The 15,751-nt window shown below is 70.0% G+C and carries 13 protein-coding genes and 1 rRNA gene; 6 read left to right on the forward strand and 8 right to left on the reverse strand.

Features of this window, described 5'->3' with window-relative positions:
• Positions 1-13: 13 nt before the first annotated feature.
• Positions 14-1,216, forward strand: a complete 1,203-nt coding sequence (locus tag GCN81_RS05920; RefSeq protein ID WP_156722414.1) for a winged helix-turn-helix domain-containing protein — start codon at positions 14-16, stop codon at positions 1,214-1,216.
• Here the strand turns inward: GCN81_RS05920 and GCN81_RS05925 are convergent.
• From GCN81_RS05925 to mtnA, 7 genes are all read right to left on the reverse strand, one after another.
• Positions 1,209-1,955, reverse strand: coding sequence for a response regulator (locus GCN81_RS05925; protein ID WP_156722416.1), 747 nt, complete (start codon positions 1,953-1,955; stop codon positions 1,209-1,211). The two genes, GCN81_RS05920 and GCN81_RS05925, sit on opposite strands and share 8 nt — an antisense overlap.
• Positions 1,956-2,161: 206 nt before the next feature.
• Positions 2,162-2,860, reverse strand: coding sequence for a ribosome hibernation-promoting factor, HPF/YfiA family (hpf, locus tag GCN81_RS05930; RefSeq protein ID WP_407697942.1), 699 nt, complete (start codon positions 2,858-2,860; stop codon positions 2,162-2,164).
• A 325-nt stretch (positions 2,861-3,185) separates the two neighbouring features.
• Positions 3,186-3,917 (reverse strand): ComF family protein, encoded by a 732-nt coding sequence (locus GCN81_RS05935; protein WP_156722420.1) that lies wholly within the window; start codon positions 3,915-3,917, stop codon positions 3,186-3,188.
• A gap of 87 nt (positions 3,918-4,004) precedes the next feature.
• Positions 4,005-5,846 carry an LpqB family beta-propeller domain-containing protein gene (locus tag GCN81_RS05940; RefSeq protein WP_407697941.1) on the reverse strand — a complete coding sequence of 614 codons (1,842 nt, stop codon included), beginning with the start codon at positions 5,844-5,846 and terminating at the stop codon, positions 4,005-4,007.
• Positions 5,836-7,947 (reverse strand): MtrAB system histidine kinase MtrB, encoded by a 2,112-nt coding sequence (mtrB, locus tag GCN81_RS05945; protein WP_156722424.1) that lies wholly within the window; start codon positions 7,945-7,947, stop codon positions 5,836-5,838. Before mtrB ends, GCN81_RS05940 begins: the two co-directional genes overlap by 11 nt.
• 1 nt (position 7,948) lies before the next feature.
• Positions 7,949-8,638 (reverse strand): two-component system response regulator MtrA, encoded by a 690-nt coding sequence (mtrA, locus tag GCN81_RS05950; protein WP_015659998.1) that lies wholly within the window; start codon positions 8,636-8,638, stop codon positions 7,949-7,951.
• A gap of 4 nt (positions 8,639-8,642) precedes the next feature.
• Positions 8,643-9,797 (reverse strand): S-methyl-5-thioribose-1-phosphate isomerase, encoded by a 1,155-nt coding sequence (gene mtnA, locus GCN81_RS05955; protein WP_156722425.1) that lies wholly within the window; start codon positions 9,795-9,797, stop codon positions 8,643-8,645.
• Between the two features lie 140 nt (positions 9,798-9,937).
• On the opposite strand from mtnA, the gene GCN81_RS05960 reads away from it, so the two are divergent.
• From GCN81_RS05960 to GCN81_RS05980, 5 genes are read left to right on the forward strand one after another with little or no spacing between them, the layout of a single operon-like run.
• Positions 9,938-11,197 carry a glycerophosphoryl diester phosphodiesterase membrane domain-containing protein gene (locus tag GCN81_RS05960; RefSeq protein WP_156722428.1) on the forward strand — a complete coding sequence of 420 codons (1,260 nt, stop codon included), beginning with the start codon at positions 9,938-9,940 and terminating at the stop codon, positions 11,195-11,197.
• A gap of 22 nt (positions 11,198-11,219) precedes the next feature.
• On the forward strand, positions 11,220-11,894 hold the full coding sequence (locus tag GCN81_RS05965; protein WP_231626402.1) for a DUF4129 domain-containing protein: 675 nt from the start codon (positions 11,220-11,222) through the stop codon (positions 11,892-11,894).
• A complete protein-coding gene (locus GCN81_RS05970; protein ID WP_156722432.1) occupies positions 11,891-13,075 on the forward strand; it encodes a DUF4350 domain-containing protein in 1,185 nt (394 codons plus the stop codon). The genes GCN81_RS05965 and GCN81_RS05970 overlap by 4 nt, the downstream gene beginning before the upstream one ends.
• Complete coding sequence (locus GCN81_RS05975; RefSeq protein WP_156722434.1) at positions 13,072-14,055, forward strand: AAA family ATPase; 984 nt, start codon at positions 13,072-13,074, stop codon at positions 14,053-14,055. Before GCN81_RS05970 ends, GCN81_RS05975 begins: the two co-directional genes overlap by 4 nt.
• 11 nt (positions 14,056-14,066) lie before the next feature.
• Positions 14,067-15,377: a DUF58 domain-containing protein gene (locus tag GCN81_RS05980; protein WP_156722436.1), complete on the forward strand. Its 1,311-nt coding sequence runs from the start codon at positions 14,067-14,069 to the stop codon at positions 15,375-15,377.
• A gap of 110 nt (positions 15,378-15,487) precedes the next feature.
• Here GCN81_RS05980 and rrf read toward each other — a convergent pair.
• Positions 15,488-15,604, reverse strand: a 5S ribosomal RNA gene (gene rrf, locus GCN81_RS05985).
• Positions 15,605-15,751 lie beyond the last annotated feature (147 nt).

The following is a 15,751-nucleotide window of genomic DNA, read 5'->3' on the forward strand; positions in this document are numbered from 1 at the left end:
CTACGGTACGTACATGACCTCCGCGCCTACTCCCGAAGTCGAACTCTCCGCCGACGACGCCCGTCGGATCGCCCTGCGCGCCCAAGGGTTCCTGGGCGCTCCCGACCGCAGGGCGGGGGTCAGGGGTGTCCTGCGCCATCTGGGCGCCGTGCAGCTGGACACCATCTCCGTACTGGCCCGCTCACATGAGCTGATCCCCTACGCGCGCCTGGGCGCCGTAGGCCGCAAGCCGGTGGAGCAGGCCTACTGGTCGAGCACGGCGGCCGACGCGTCCCCGGCCCGCCCCCACGCCTTCGAGTACTGGTCACACGCCGCCTGCATCCTGCCCATCGAGGAGTGGCCGCACTTCGCGTTCCGCCGCCGCGCCTACCGCGACCGCCCGCACTGGCACCACGCCCTGCCAGACGGCGCGTACGACCAGGTGATCAAGCAACTGCGCGCCGAGGGTCCCCTCACGGCCACCGAGCTGGGCGGCGCGAAGAACGGCGGCGAGTGGTGGGACTGGTCGGGTTCCAAGGTCGCCGTCGAGCGCGCGCTGATGTACGGCGAGGTGGTGTGCACCGAGCGACGCGGCTGGAAGCGGGTGTACGACCTCGCCGAGCGCGCCATCCCCGACGATGTGCTGCACGACGACCTGGACGACAGGGAGTGCCTGCGCCGCCTGGTCCAGCTCGCCGGTCAGTCACTCGGCGTCGGGACCCGTGCGGACATCGCGGACTACCACCGGCTCAAGGCCGAGCAGTTCGACGCGGTCGTCGCGGACTCCGGCCTGGTCCCGGTGGCGGTCGAGGGCTGGTCCAAGCCCGCCTGGGCCGATCCCGCCGCCCTGTCCGCGCCGCCGCGCGGCCGCCACCGCACGACGCTCCTCTCGCCCTTCGACTCGCTGATCTGGGAGCGGGCCCGCACTGAGCGGATCTTCGGCTTCACCCACCGCCTGGAGGCCTACGTGCCCAAACCGAAGCGGGTGTACGGCTACTTCGCGATGCCCCTGCTGCACGGGGGCCACTTGCTTGGCCGAGTCGACCCGGCTCGCGACGGCACCACTCTGGTGGCTCGGCACGCCTCACTGGACAGCCCGAAGGCCGTACAGCCCATGGCCACGGCACTGGCAGAGGCAGCCAGCTGGGTCGGCTGCACCAGCGTGCGAGTCGAGCGGGTCACACCCCCCGAGCTGCACGCGCCGCTCACCTCCGCCTGCGCGGCGGCCCTCACCTGATCTCGAGGATCTTCTCCCGCATCGCGTAGACCACGGCCTCCATCCTGGAGTGCAACTGCAACTTCTCCAGGATGTTGCGCACATGGTTCTTCACGGTGTTCTCGGAGATGAACAACTCCTTGGCGATGTCCCGGTTGTTCATCCCGGTGGCGACCAGCTTGAGCACTTCGAGCTCCCGGTCGGTCAGCCGGGGTGCCGGGACCAGCCGCCGCTCGTCCGTCCGCTGGATCATGGATTTGAACTCGGTCAGCAGCTTGGACGCCATCGAGGGGCTGATCTGTGACTGGCCGTCGGCCACCGCCCGGATCGCGGTGCTCACCTCGTCGGTGGAGATCTCCTTGAGGAGGTAGCCCGTGGCGCCGGCTTTGATCGCGTCGTAGAGGTCGGCCTCCTCGTCGCTGATCGTCAGCATGATGATCTTCGCGCTGGGGGCCACCTCCTTGATGGAGGTGCAGGCCTCGATGCCGCCCCGCTTCGGCATCCGGACATCCATCAGCACGATGTCAGGCAGCAGGTCCGCGGCCTTGTCGACGGCCTCCGCGCCATCACCCGCCTCCCCGACGACCTGGATGTCCTCCTCCTGCGCCAGGACGATCTCCAGGCCGCGGCGGAAGAGCGCGTGATCGTCCACCACAAGGACCCTGATGGGTTCCTTGCGGGCAGCGCCCGTATCCGCGTCGATGCCGACGACGCCATCGCTGGCACCCCCGTCACGCAGCGGTCCGAAAGTGTCCGCCATCGTTCCTCCCCCTGAAAGCCGTGGCCTGTGGTCGGTGCCGCGCCAACCCACGGCGAGAGCACCTGGGTTGGCCTGCGGGGCCATGATTTCATGCCCGGGCGACAATGCGGCCCGCGCAGCGGCGGCACGGGGGTGCCCCTGGGGGGCGCGGACGCACTCCAGGGGCACCGTGCGCGGCCTAAGAGCCTGTCCTCGGGGGAACCGGATCAGCCGCCGAGCGCACCGCCGGGACCGGCCGACTCCGTCGATTCAGCCACCACCATGGGGTCCGTGGTGAGGTGGAGGACGCCGTAGTCGTAGGCGTGGCGCCGATAGACGACGCTGGGTTCCTTGGTTTCGGAGTCGACGAACAGATAGAAGTCGTGCCCGACCAGCTCCATCTCGTAGAGCGCCTGGTCAAGCGACATGGGGGCGGCGACGTGCGTCTTCTCGCGCACCACGAGTGGTCCGTCGCCCTGCACCTCGAGAGAGCCGATCTTCTTGACCGGGATGCTCTCGGAGGCGTCGTCACCGCTCGGCGCGCCGTTCCCGTTGAGGTACGCCACCCCTGGGACACGGTCGGCGACCTCAGCCGCCGGGATACGGCCTGTGCCGCGTCGGCTGGCGCGCTTACTGTGCTGCTTACGCAGCCGCGCCTCCAGCTTTTCGTGGGCCAGGTCGAGTGCCGCATACGGGTCACTGGCCGAGGCCTCCGCGCGGATCACCGGACCACGCGAGCGGAGCGTGATCTCCACTCGGTCGGAACGGTCGGCCTGACGCGGGTTCGGCTCCTTGGACACCTCGACGTCGAGGCTGATCACCTTGCCATCGAGCTTCTGGATCTTGTCCAGCTTCAGCTTCTCGGCCACGTGCTTGCGGAACCGCTCGGGCACCTCTGTCTTGTGGCCCTTGACGACGATGTCCACGCAGAACTCCGTTCCCGGATCGCTCCGCACCACGGGCGGAGCATCTCCCTCTTGCACCAGACTCCGGTATGCCCGGAGCCTTCGGACTCGGTGACTTCCACCTCCTCCTCCCCCACGAACAAGATCTCCACCCCACCAGCCCGGGTGATTGCGGAAAACCACAGTGCAGCCCAAGGCTCGGCATTCCGATATGCGAGGGACAGCGTCCGCCATTCCTCACAACCGAACATATCTCGCCCTGACGGATGCCGTCACCCTCTACCGCCGCTAACCTCCATTCAGGTGCTCAGACATCCTCACTACCTGCAACGATGCAAGTTCTCGGTCAGTTCCAGTTTATTTCGAAAGAATCCGGCGATGCTGCCACCACGGCAGCGTTCGTTCGACTCATTCCGTGCGGCCCCCGGAGTTCTTCCCTGCCCGTGGCACCCAATGCCCGTGCCCCTTCCCGCAGCGAAGCGCCCGTCGTCATCAGATCGTCCACCAGCACCACCCGGTGCCCGGCGAGCAGCCGTCCGGCGCCCGCCGCCGTCTCCAGCGCCCCGCTGAGGTTCGCCAGCCGCTGCCGTGCGGACAGACCCGACTGATCCGCCACCGGGCGCCGTTGACGCAGCGCCGGGAGCATCCGCACCGGCAGACCCGCGCGCCGCAGCTCCCGCGCTGCCGCCAGCGCGATCCGCCGGGTCGGGTCATGCCCGCGCGCGGCCACGGCACGCCGTGCCGACGGCACGGGCACCAAGAGCAGCGGCCCGTCCAGACCGCCACCCGACAGCCCGGCGCGCACCGCCCCCGCCAGCGCGGCGCCCAGGACCCCAGCGAGCCCGAGCGCACCCCGCTCCTTGTGCGCGAGCAGCACGGCCCGTACCGCGTCCTCGTAGCGGGCGGCGGCGTGCACTACGGGCAGTCCGGGCGGCTCGGGTACCGGGCGCACCCGGTGCGCCGACGCACCACACAGGGCCGCGCGGCAGCCTGCGCACAGCGTCGTACGTGGCCGCCCGCAACCCGCGCAGTCGGCCGGAAATACCAGGTCGGCGAAGTCCCGCCAGCACCCCCGCATAGCTCTACTGTGCCCATACGGGCGCCGCCCCGCCACCCCTGTGGAAAACTCGGCGGAAGCGAGCCCCGCAGGACCATACGATGCCGGTCAGCCCGGATACACCGGTGCCGATCCGTCCTTGACCACGGTGCGCCAGTTGGCCCCCGATGGCAGCCGCACGATGCCGTCCTCGGAACTGGCGACCAGCGGCAGCCGGTCGTCCTCGGACGCCGCGATCCCGGTCACCGCGGTCAGCCCGGGCAGCGCCGTGCCCGACGACTCCGACCCATCGCTCTGTACGTACCGCACCTGCTGGACCCCGCCGGACTCCTTGCCCGCCACCACCAGTCGGCTGCCACCCGCCCAGGAGATGGCGGTGACCTCCTCCATCTGCGGTGCGGCCTTGCGGAGTTCACGGATCGCGACCTCGGGGTGCTCGGCCGTCCCCGCGCGCTCCACGCGTCCGATCCGCAGCGAGGTCCTGCCCTCCTTCTCGACCAGCAGCGCCACCCGCACGCCGTCCGCCGTGACCCGAACCGAGGTGACGCGGCCACCACCCAGCCCAGCGACCTTCACCTCCACGGGCTCCCCCTCGCCCTGGCCTAGCCACAGCAGCCGCGGATTGTCCGGATCCCGGTCGGCCACCCACAGGTCACCCCGCCCGTCCCAGCTGGGCGCCGTCAGCCGGTTCTCCGCCTCTCCCTTGCCCGCGCTGCGCACCTTCGTCTCCTGCAGCGCCCCACCGGGCAGCAGCGGCCCGACGAAGAGCATCCGCCCCCCGGCGGACACCCCGGCCGCGCGGTCCTCATCGCGCGACACCGCGGCCGTGCTCAACTCCTGCTCACCACTGCCCAGCGCGCCCGGCACCGGCTCTGGGGCGCCCTCGGTCTTGGGCAGGCGCACCAGCCGGTGCTCGACATCGATGAAGTACTGGTAGCTGGGCGAGTCCGCCGTGCGATGCGGGGAGATGGCTTCAGCCTCGTCGGCGTTCAGGGCACACAACGCCTCGCCGTTCGCGTTCTGAAACTCCACCTGCTCGACGCCCGACGGGATCACGTCCTTCAGGGTGAAGAACAGCTGGGCGGCCATCCGTGAGCACTGGCTTGGGCTGACCCTGTCGGCACGCTCGTTCAACGGCACCCGCAGCCGGTTCCGGTCGTCGGGCGCGAGCGCCTTGGTGCCCTTCTTCAGCGCCGTACCGGTGGGGAAGCGGGACACCACCACCGGGTTCAGCCAGTTGGTCGGCCCTTCGAGCAGCGACCTGACCGTCTCGGTCACCGGGTCCGACCAGCGGCGCATATAGACCGGGTCAGCAACCAGCCGCGGCTCGTGCGTCGCGGAACCATCGGACGAGGACCGCGCCGCGAAGTAGTACTTGTTGACACCCTGGTAGGACCGCTGGAAGTCCGACTCACCGAGCACCACGCCCGCCGGAAGCCGGTCGATGCGCCACTGGTCGTTCTTCTGCCGGGTCAGGTGCATGGTCTCGGAGTACGCCCCCTCCTCTGGCTGGTACGCGTGCTGCTCGTTCACCGTGGCGACCCTGCGGCCGGCCAGCGCGTAGGTGAAGCCGCGCCCGTCGCTGTCCCGGCTCGCCCGGTCGTGATCCGTGTTCGGTCCGTCGGCGAGCACCGTGGTGGACAGGCCAGGCCGCCAGCGCTGATCCGCCTTCTTGGTCAGATACTTGCGCGCCGTCGAGTACTGCGGATCATCGCTGCTCAGCGCCTCGAGGAAGCCTTCGATGATCTCCGAGGGTGGTGCGCCCTCGCGGGGCGGCACCGCGAACACCCGCATCTGCGGCTGCTTGGCAGAGACGTCGACGGGCTCCACGCCCCCGTTGTCAGGCATCGACACGCATCCGGTGACCAGCAGCCCGCCGCAGCCGAGGAGGGCCCCCATGCGCAGCGGACGTGCTCGAAGCCAGCCAGGTCGGCCTCGGTCAGCGCCCACGGCTCCGCTCCTTTTCGGCATCCCTGCCCCTGTCCCCGTCCCCGTGCCTGTCACTCCCTCGGTCGCCCGCGCCGTCGCGTACACGGTCCTGCGATACGTCGGGCACATCGCTCTCCCCCGGAGCGGCCCCCGTCGGCGCGGGACGCGGCACGACTCGCGCACCGCTGCCGGGCAGCGCGGTCGGGTCAGCCGACGGCGGCGCGGACCGGGAGCCACCCGGGACGCCAGGCAACGGCGGCGATACCCGCCCCAGCGAAACCTGGGCCGGCACCGTGGCCTGCTTGTTCGCCCCACCCAGCGGGAGCCCGGCGTCGCTCAGTCCGCGGTTGCGGCGCGAATCCTCGGGTTCCAGCGGTATCGGGGAGCCGCGCAGCGCCTCATCCGCCGTACGCGGCAGCGTGAGCCGGAACTGCGAACCGCCGCCCGGCTCGCCCCATGCCTGCAGCCAGCCGCCGTGCAGCCGCGCGTCCTCCAGGGCGATCGACAGCCCCAGGCCGGTGCCACCGGTGGTACGCGCGCGTGCCGGGTCGGCCCGCCAGAAGCGGTTGAACACCCTGGTCGCCTCACCGGGCTTGAGACCTACGCCGTAGTCGCGCACCGCGACCGCCACGGCGCCCCCTGCCGACGCGAGATGGACCACCACGTCCTTGCCGTCGCCGTGTTCCACGGCGTTGACCACCAGATTGCGCAGCACTCGCTCCACGCGCCGGGCGTCCGCCTCCGCGACCACCGGCTGCTGGTCCCCGATGATCCGAATCCGGCTGCCCTTACGCTCCGCGAGCGGTGCCGCGCCGTCGACCACCCGGCGAACCACCTCCCGCAGGTCTATCGCGTCGGCCTCCAGCGCCGCCGCACCCGCGTCGAACCGGCTGATCTCCAGCAGATCAGCGAGCAGCGACTCAAAACGATCCAGCTGATCAGCGAGCAGCTCGGCGGAGCGCCCGGTCACCGGGTCGAAGTCGGCCCGCGCCTCGTGGATGACGTCGGCCGCCATCCGCACGGTGGTCAGCGGCGTACGCAGCTCGTGTGAGACGTCCGAGACGAACCGCCGCTGCATCCGGGAGAGGTCCTCCAGCTGCTGGATCTTGAGCTGGAGGTTCTGCGCCATCTTGTTGAAGGCCTCACCGAGCCGTGCGATGTCGTCCTCACCGGTGACCTTCATCCGTTCCTGCAGGCGCCCGGCGGACAGCCGCTCGGCGATCCCGGCCGCCATCCGCACCGGTGTGACCACCTGGCGTACGACCAGCCACGCGATCGCCCCGAGCAGCACCACGACAAACAGCCCCGCGGTGGCCAGCGTCCCCTTGACCAGCCTGAGCGACTCCTCCTCCTGCGTCAGCGGGAAGAGGTAGTAGAGCTGGTACGAGTCACCGTTGACATCACTCAGCCGGGTACCGATGACCAGTCCTGCGTCCGACTGCTGCGAGCCGCTGTACACGATCCGCGAGAACTTCTGGTACGGGCCACGGTTCCGGTCGACCTGGTCGCGCAGCTCCTGCGGAACGCTCTGCTCCGTGGGGAACGGCGCCCCTGAGGCGCGCGGCGCCCGCTTGTTGCCAGCGTCCTCCCCGCCGGAGCTCAGCGCCACCACATGGAACGCGCTCTGCCCCCCGCTGGCGAGCTCTTGCACCAGGTCGGACAGCCATACGTTCGGGTTCGCCTGCGCCACGCCACCGTCCGACGACGCTCCGTCCGACCGTTCGCCACCCGGCCGGTCGGCCTTGGCCTTCTCCCTGGCCACAACGAACCCGCCCTGGGCCTGGATCTGGGACGCCTTCTCCTTGGCGTCGAGCAGGCCGTTGCGCACCTGTCCGATGACAACGATCCCCAGCACCAGCACCACGCCGAGCGACATCAGCAGCGTGCCGGCGACCACCCGCAACTGGATGTTGCGCCGCCACAGCCGCAGGACCGGCAGCAGCGGACGGCGCACCCAGCGGGTGAACAGCCTCAGCACCGGGCTGCCCTGCACCTCGTCCTGAAAGCGCAGCCCGCCGTCGAGAAGCCGCCCGAGCCGGGCTGTGCGCCCGGTCGGGCCCAGCGGCCGCTCCGGACGCTTCCCCGGCTCCCCGGGCGCCGCGGCGGCGCTGTCCTGGGACACGTCAGCTCGGTCCTGCCTTGTAACCGACGCCACGGACGGTCACGACGATCTCGGGTCGCTCCGGGTCCTTCTCGACCTTCGAGCGCAGCCGCTGCACATGCACGTTGACCAGCCGGGTGTCGGCCGCGTGCCGGTAGCCCCACACCTGCTCAAGCAGGACCTCGCGGGTGAACACCTGCCACGGCTTACGGGCCAGCGCGACCAGCAGATCGAACTCCAGCGGAGTCAGCGCGATCGACTGACCGTCCCGCTTCACCGAGTGCCCGGCGACATCGATGACCAGGTCACCTATGGCCAGCTGCTCCGGCGCGGGCTCCTCCGACCTGCGCAGCCGCGCACGGATACGGGCAACCAGCTCCTTTGGCTTGAACGGCTTGACGATGTAGTCATCGGCACCCGACTCGAGCCCGACCACCACATCCACGGTGTCACTCTTGGCGGTGAGCATGACGATCGGTACGCCGGACTCCGCCCTGATCAGGCGGCATACCTCGATGCCGTCCCGACCGGGCAGCATGAGATCCAGCAGCACCAGATCCGGCTTGGTCTCCCGAAAGGCAGCCAGCGCCTTGTCGCCGTCCGCTACAAACGACGGCTCAAAACCCTCACCACGCAGCACAATCCCGAGCATCTCGGCCAGTGCGGTGTCGTCGTCGACGACAAGGACTCGTCCCTTCATAAACGACATCATCCCATTAGCTAATCGTTACCTGGCGTGACCTGGCACACAGCTCGGCTAGCGCCTCAGCTGTCACGGGCGAAACAACGCCCTCCTCAGTGACGATTGCGGTCACCAGTTCGGGCGGTGTCACATCGAACGCGGGGTTGTACGCCTGTGTGCCCAGCGGCGCCACCGGCACTCCCCCCACCACCTCCGCTCCGGCCCCCGCGACCGGAGAAAACGGCGCCATGAGTTCCGTCACCTCATGACCGTCCCGCTGTTCGACCTCGATCGCCGCTCCGTCCGGCGTCTCAGGGTCCACCGTCGTCAGGGGCGCGACGACGATCAACGGCACATGGTGGTACCTGGCCAGCACGGCGAGCGGATAGCTCCCCACCTTGTTGGCCACCGAACCATCGGCGGCGATGCGGTCCGCGCCGATGAGTACAGCATCCACCTTCCCCGCCGCGAACAGCGACCCGGCGGCGTTGTCCGTCAGCAACGTGTACGCCATACCGCTGCGCGCGGCCTCGTACGCGGTCAGCCGCGCCCCCTGCAACAGCGGCCGCGTCTCGTCGACCCACAGCCGCCGCAGCTGCCCGGCCCGGTGCGCGGCAAGCGCCACCGCGAACGCCGTTCCCTCCCCTCCGGACACCAGCGCTCCGCTGTTGCAGTGCGTGAGCAGCCGGTGGCTGCCACCGGGCAGAAGCTCGTCGAGCAGCGCCAGCCCGTGCCGCGCCATAAGCCGACTGCCCTCGGCATCCTCCCGGTGCAGCGCCTTCGCCTCCGCCAGCGCCGCCCCAGCCGCCTGCTCCTGGTCCGCGCCGCCCGCGACCGCCGACTGGTACGCCGCGTGCGCCCGGCGCACCCCACGCCCGAGGTTCACCGCCGTGGGCCTGGCCGTGGCGAGCGCCCGCGCGGCCTCATCCACGTCAAAGCCCCGCACGGCGGCGAGCGCGACGCCATACGCTCCGGCGATCCCCAGCAGCGGCGCGCCCCGCACGGCCAGACTCTGGATCGCCTGCACCAGCGCCGGAGCGTCCGTACACACCAGCTCGACTTCCTCGGCGGGAAGCCTCCGCTGGTCAAGGAGGACCACCACCGGCCCCTCGGGGGGCTCATGCCAGCGGATCGAGGCGGTCTCCTGCGGTCCACCACCGCCGGGCGATTGTGCGTGCTGATCAGCCATCCGCCCAGTCTGCCCCCTACCTCACGGACAATTGAAGGCGCGTAGGCCATGCAGCGCCTGGTCCACGGGCAGGCGCACCGTGACACGATGGCCCCCAACCTGCCGCCGCGACCGCGGTCGGGCACCGTGAAGGAGCGACGATGAACGACTCTCCGGGCTGGGCCTCGCCCGGATCCGCCCCCTCCGACGGACCTGAGGACGCGCCCCCCACGGGGCCCGCCGACCAGCGCGACGATCCCCCGTCGAAATGGTCCAAGGATCAGCCCCCGGCCGCCTCCTGGACCGCCCCCGGCGCACCAGGGGCCGATGCCCCACCACCCCAGGGCCCCGGCCAGGGCGGGCCGGGCAACTGGGGCGGACCCGGCACCCCTCCCGGACAGCCGTACGGCAGCTGGGGCGGACGACCGGCCGCGGCCAAGCCGGGAGTGATCCCCCTGCGCCCCCTCGGGGTCGGAGAAATCCTCGACGGTGCGGTCTCGACCATGCGCACCTACTGGCGCACGGTGCTCGGGATCTCCCTGGGCGTGGCCGCCACCACACAAATCCTGATCATCCTGTTGCAAGGCCTGGTCCTCAGCAAGAGCGGCAGCACCGCTGCCCTGAACGACCCCGACGCGACCATCGACGAGCTGACCAGCGCATTCATCACCACCATGCTGGAGTCCACCACCGTCCTGCTGGTCTCCCTGCTCGGCAGCTTCGTCGTCACCGCACTGCTCACCATGGTCATGAGCCGCGCCGTACTCGGTAAGTCCGTGACCACCGCCGAAGCCTGGCGGGACGCTCGACCGCAACTGCCTCGACTGCTGGGCCTCACGTTCCTGCTTCCGCTGCTCGCGACGGCCGCCGTCGCGGTGGGCGCCCTGCCGGGCGTGCTGCTGGGCATCATGGGTTCCGCGGAGGGCGGCGCGTTCCTCGCCGTCTTCGGCGGGCTGGCTGGCATCGTGGTCGCCGTCTGGCTGCTGGTCCGCTTCTCGCTGTCTCCTCCGGCGCTGATGCTGGAGAAGCAGAATGTGCGCAAATCCCTGAGCCGCTCGGCCAAGCTGGTCCGGGGTTCGTGGTGGCGGGTCTTCGGTATCCAGTTGCTCGCCCTGATCATCGTCAACGTGGTGGTAGGGATCATCCTGATCCCGTTCAGCGCACTGGCCGTCGTACTCAGCGGCGACAGCGTCAGCGGCTTCCTCACGAGCGACCTGAGCAATGTCGGCTGGGCGTTCCTGATCATCACCGGGATCGGCTCCGTGATCGGATCTACCCTCACCTTCCCGATCACCGCGGGCGTGACCGTGCTCCTCTACATCGACCAGCGCATCCGCCGCGAAGCGCTCGACCTCGAGCTGGCCCGCGCAGCCGGTGCCGAGAGCCATGGCACCGAGTCCGGGACCACCACGGGGGGCTGATGCGGTGACCGCGGCGGGGGAGATGGGCGAGGCGGCACCCGGGCTGCCACACACTGGCGACGAGCCACCGGTGACGGTTCCGCGCGTCCCCGCGCGCGAAGCCGCCGAGCACGAGTTGTCCAAGCCGATGTACCACGAGAACGACCCGAGCCTGTTCCACCGGGCCCTGAACCGCTTCTGGGATTGGGTCAGCGAACTGTCCAACGCTGCTGCCGGCGTCACGCCGGGCGGCGGGCTAGGCCTCTTCGTCATCGCACTGCTGGTCGTGCTGCTCCTAGCAGCTCTGTGGTGGCGGCTCGGCGTGCCGCGGCGTGCCCCGTCAACGTCCTCCCCCGCCCTCTTCGACAACCGCCCGCGCAGCGCCGCCGAACACCGCGCGGCCGCGGAAGCACACGCCTCCGCACACGACTGGAACCAGGCGGTGCAGGAGCGCACGCGGGCCGTCGTCCGCTCCCTGGAAGAGCGAGCCCTGCTCGACCCACGCCCCGGCCGCACCGCCGACGAGGCCGCTTCCGAAGCCGGTCGCGCCCTACCCGCCCACGCCGACCGGCTGCGCGCGGCCGCCCAGGAGTTCGACGGCATCGCATACGGCGGCCGAAGCACCGACGAGCAGGCATACCTCCGCCTGACCGCACTCGACCACGACCTCGAGCGCACCAAACCTGCCCTCAACCCGGCCCAAGGGGCCGCCACATGACCGGGGCCGCCCTCCCCTCCACCTCTCTCTCCCGTAGCCCCCGCCAGGTGTGGACACGCAGCCGGGGTCTGCTGCTCGCGTTTGTGGTCCTGCTGGTCACCGGGGTCACCATCGCCGTACTGCGCTCCGGCGACCAGCACGGGCGTCTGGACCCGCGCTCCGCCGATCCGTACGGCAGCCGCGCCGTATCCGAACTGCTCGCCGACCGCGGCGTGACCACCCGCGTGGTCACCACCACCGACGCTGCCACGGCCGCCGCCGGACCTGACACAACCCTGCTGGTCACCACCCCCGACCTGCTCACCGACCGCCAGCAGTCCGCACTCAGGTCGGCGACGGATCAGTCGGGCGGACGGGCCGTCCTGCTCGCACCAGGCCCGGCCTCGGCCGGCACCCTCGCACCCGGCGTGCAAGCGGAGACCGCCCCCTTCACCCGCCTCCTGCGCCCCGGCTGCCGACTGCCCGAGGCGCTCCGAGCGGGCGATGCCGCCACCGGCGGCGGCTTCGGCTACACGTCCACCGCCCCCGGCTCCGACGCCTGCTACCCGAGTGACGGCCTGCAAACGCTGCTGCGCATCCCCGCCGCCGACGGCGACACCGTGCTCCTCGGAGCCCCCGACATCCTCTACAACACCCGGCTGAACGAGCGAGGCAATGCCTCGCTGGCACTTCAACTCCTCGGTTCCCGCCCTCATCTGGTCTGGTACCTCCCCTCGCTCGGTGACGCCACTGCCACCGATGGCAGCGACCGCAGCTTCTTCGACTTGATCCCCTCCGGCTGGCGCTGGGGAGCCCTGCAACTCACCATCGCCGCAGGGCTCGCCGCCCTCTGGCGCGCCCGCCGCCTCGGCCCTCTAGTGACCGAACGCCTCCCCGTCGCCGTCCGTGCGTCCGAGGCCGCGGAAGGCAGGGCCCGCCTCTACCGCAAGGCCAACGCCCGTAACCGCGCATCCGAGGCTCTCCGTTCAGCGACCCGCACCCGTCTCGCGCCCCTCCTCGGCGTACCCCCCGCCCAAGCCCACTCGCCAGAGGCCCTACTGCCCGCAGTGTCCGCCCAACTCCCCGACACCGCCGTCGAACTACGCTCCCTCCTCTTCGGCGAGCCGCCGCCCGACGACTCCTCCCTCATCGCCCTAGCCGACCAACTAGACGCCCTCGAAAGAGAGGTACGCACATCATGAGCGCCCCGATCGCAGACACCGCCGGGACCGCGGACAACGCCCGCTCGTCCCTGGAAGCCCTGCGTTCCGAGATCGCGAAGGCCGTGGTCGGCCAGGACCCGGCAGTCACCGGACTCGTGGTGGCTCTCCTCTGCCGCGGTCACGTCCTCCTGGAGGGCGTCCCGGGCGTCGCCAAAACCCTCCTGGTCCGCGCCCTCTCAGCAGCCTTGGAACTCGACACCAAGCGCGTGCAGTTCACCCCTGACCTGATGCCCAGCGACGTGACCGGCTCACTTGTCTATGACGCCCGCACTTCGGAGTTCTCCTTCCAGCCCGGCCCCGTCTTCACCAACTTGCTGCTCGCGGACGAGATCAACCGCACCCCGCCCAAGACCCAGTCCTCCCTACTCGAAGCGATGGAGGAGCGGCAGGTCACGGTGGACGGCACCCCGCGCCCGCTGCCTGAGCCGTTCCTCGTGGCCGCGACCCAGAACCCGGTTGAATACGAAGGCACTTACCCCCTCCCGGAAGCACAGCTCGACCGTTTCCTCCTCAAACTCAATATCCCTCTCCCCTCTCGTCAGGACGAGATCTCCGTCCTGACCCGCCACGCCGAAGGCTTCGACCCGCGCGACCTCCAGGCCGCCGGAGTACGCCCGGCCGCCAGTCCAGCCGACCTCAAAGCCGCTCGTGCCGCCGTCGCCAAGACCTCGGTCTCCCCCGAGATCACCGGCTATGTCGTCGACATCTGCCGCGCCACCCGCGAATCACCGTCCCTCACTCTCGGGGTCTCACCCCGTGGTGCCACCGCGCTCCTCGCAACAGCCCGCGCCTGGGCCTGGCTTACTGGCCGCGACTACGTCATTCCCGACGACGTCAAAGCCCTAGCCCTGCCCGCGCTGCGCCACCGCGTCCAACTCCGCCCCGAGGCCGAGATGGAGGGCACGACCGCCGACTCCGTCATTAGCGCGATCCTCGCCAACGTCCCCGTACCCCGCTGATTCGAGGACCCATGGCACTCACCGGACGCGCCGCTCTCCTCGCGGCTATCGGCACGCTCCCCGTTGGCATTCTGGAACCCAGCCTGACCGGGGTCCTTGCCGTCAATGCTCCCCTTGCACTCGCAATGATGTGCGACTACGCCCTGGCCGCGCCAGTAAAAACGCTCCAGTTCACCCGATCTGGTGATACATCAGTTCGACTCGGTGACTCCGCAGCCGTCGACCTCACTCTCACCAACCCCTCCCGCCGACCGCTGCGCGCCCAGCTCCGCGACGCCTGGCCCCCGAGCAGCTGGATCGCAGGCACCGAAACTGCCGCATCACGGCACCGGGTGATGGTCCCGCCCGGCGAGCGCCGTCGCCTCACCACCCGACTCCGCCCCACCCGCCGTGGCGACCGCCAGGCCGAGCGCATCACCATCCGCTCCTACGGCCCCCTCGGCCTTATCTCCCGACAGGGCAGCCACACAGTCCCCTGGACAGTCCGCGTCCTGCCGCCTTTCCACAGCCGCAAGCACCTACCAGCCAAGCTCGCCCGCCTACGCGAGCTCGACGGCCGTACCAGCGTGCTGACCCGCGGCGAGGGCACCGAGTTCGACAGCCTCCGCGACTACGTTCCTGGCGACGACACCCGTTCCATCGACTGGCGTGCGACGGCCCGGCAGTCCACCGTCGCAGTACGCACCTGGCGGCCCGAGCGCGACCGCCACATCCTGATCGTTCTCGACACCGGCCGCACCTCAGCTGGCCGCGTCGGCGATACACCCCGCCTCGACGCATCCATGGACGCGGCACTCCTCCTCACGGCGCTTGCCTCACGGGCAGGAGACCGCGTGGATCTGCTCGCCTACGATCGCCGAATCCGAGCCCTCGTCCAGGGTCGTTCCGCGGGCGACGTACTGCCTTCCCTCGTCGGCGCACTGGCCTCCCTGGAACCTGAACTCGTCGAAACCGACGCCCGCGGTCTCACAGCTACCGCGCTGCACAAGGCGCCCCGCCAGTCTCTGGTCGTCCTGTTCACCAGCCTTGACGCGGCCCCGATCGAGGAGGGCCTCCTGCCCGTCCTCCCCCGGCTCACCAAGCGCCATACCCTCCTCGTGGCCTCGGTAGCTGATCCGCAGATCAGACGGATGGCGAAGGCGCGCGGAACAACCGACGCGGTCTACGACGCGGCCGCAGCCGCCCAGGCCCAGACAGAACGCCGACGCACCGCCGAACAGCTCATGCGCTACGGCGCCACCGTCGTCGACGAGCCCCCGGAGGCCCTGGCCCCGGCTCTTGCCGACGCATACCTCGCCCTCAAGGCAGCCGGCCGCCTCTGAGAGGGGAGCGAAGATGCGTAGGCCCTCCTGGGAAGGAAACGAAAGGCCGCCAGAACGCAGAAATCCCCCGTACCGGAACCCGGTACAGGGGATTTCTGCTATCAAATTTAGTTCGGCGGCGTCCTACTCTCCCACAGGGTCCCCCCTGCAGTACCATCGGCGCTGTAAGGCTTAGCTTCCGGGTTCGGAATGTAACCGGGCGTTTCCCTCACGCTATGACCACCGAAACACTATGAAACTGTCAACCGCACCACGCTCTGTGACAAACGTGGGGTTGTTCGTGGTTTCAGAACCAACACAGTGGACGCGAGCAACTGAGGACAAGCCCTCGGCCTATTAGTACCAGTCACCTCCACCCGTTACCGGGCTTCCAG

Source organism: Streptomyces apocyni, from assembly GCF_009739465.1.
In the GTDB taxonomy this organism is placed as follows: Bacteria; Actinomycetota; Actinomycetes; order Streptomycetales; family Streptomycetaceae; genus Streptomyces; species Streptomyces apocyni.

Bases quoted from the DNA above. Each gene is read 5' to 3' on its own strand.
- GCN81_RS05920 (WP_156722414.1), top strand. From the start codon at position 14: ATGACCTCCGCGCCTACTCCCGAAGTCGAACTCTCCGCCGACGACGCC.
- GCN81_RS05925 (WP_156722416.1), bottom strand. From the start codon at position 1,955: ATGGCGGACACTTTCGGACCGCTGCGTGACGGGGGTGCCAGCGATGGC.
- GCN81_RS05935 (WP_156722420.1), bottom strand. From the start codon at position 3,917: ATGCGGGGGTGCTGGCGGGACTTCGCCGACCTGGTATTTCCGGCCGAC.
- mtrA (WP_015659998.1), bottom strand. From the start codon at position 8,638: ATGATGTCGTTTATGAAGGGACGAGTCCTTGTCGTCGACGACGACACC.
- mtnA (WP_156722425.1), bottom strand. From the start codon at position 9,797: ATGGCTGATCAGCACGCACAATCGCCCGGCGGTGGTGGACCGCAGGAG.
- GCN81_RS05960 (WP_156722428.1), top strand. From the start codon at position 9,938: ATGAACGACTCTCCGGGCTGGGCCTCGCCCGGATCCGCCCCCTCCGAC.
- GCN81_RS05965 (WP_231626402.1), top strand. From the start codon at position 11,220: ATGGGCGAGGCGGCACCCGGGCTGCCACACACTGGCGACGAGCCACCG.
- GCN81_RS05970 (WP_156722432.1), top strand. From the start codon at position 11,891: ATGACCGGGGCCGCCCTCCCCTCCACCTCTCTCTCCCGTAGCCCCCGC.
- GCN81_RS05975 (WP_156722434.1), top strand. From the start codon at position 13,072: ATGAGCGCCCCGATCGCAGACACCGCCGGGACCGCGGACAACGCCCGC.
- GCN81_RS05980 (WP_156722436.1), top strand. From the start codon at position 14,067: ATGGCACTCACCGGACGCGCCGCTCTCCTCGCGGCTATCGGCACGCTC.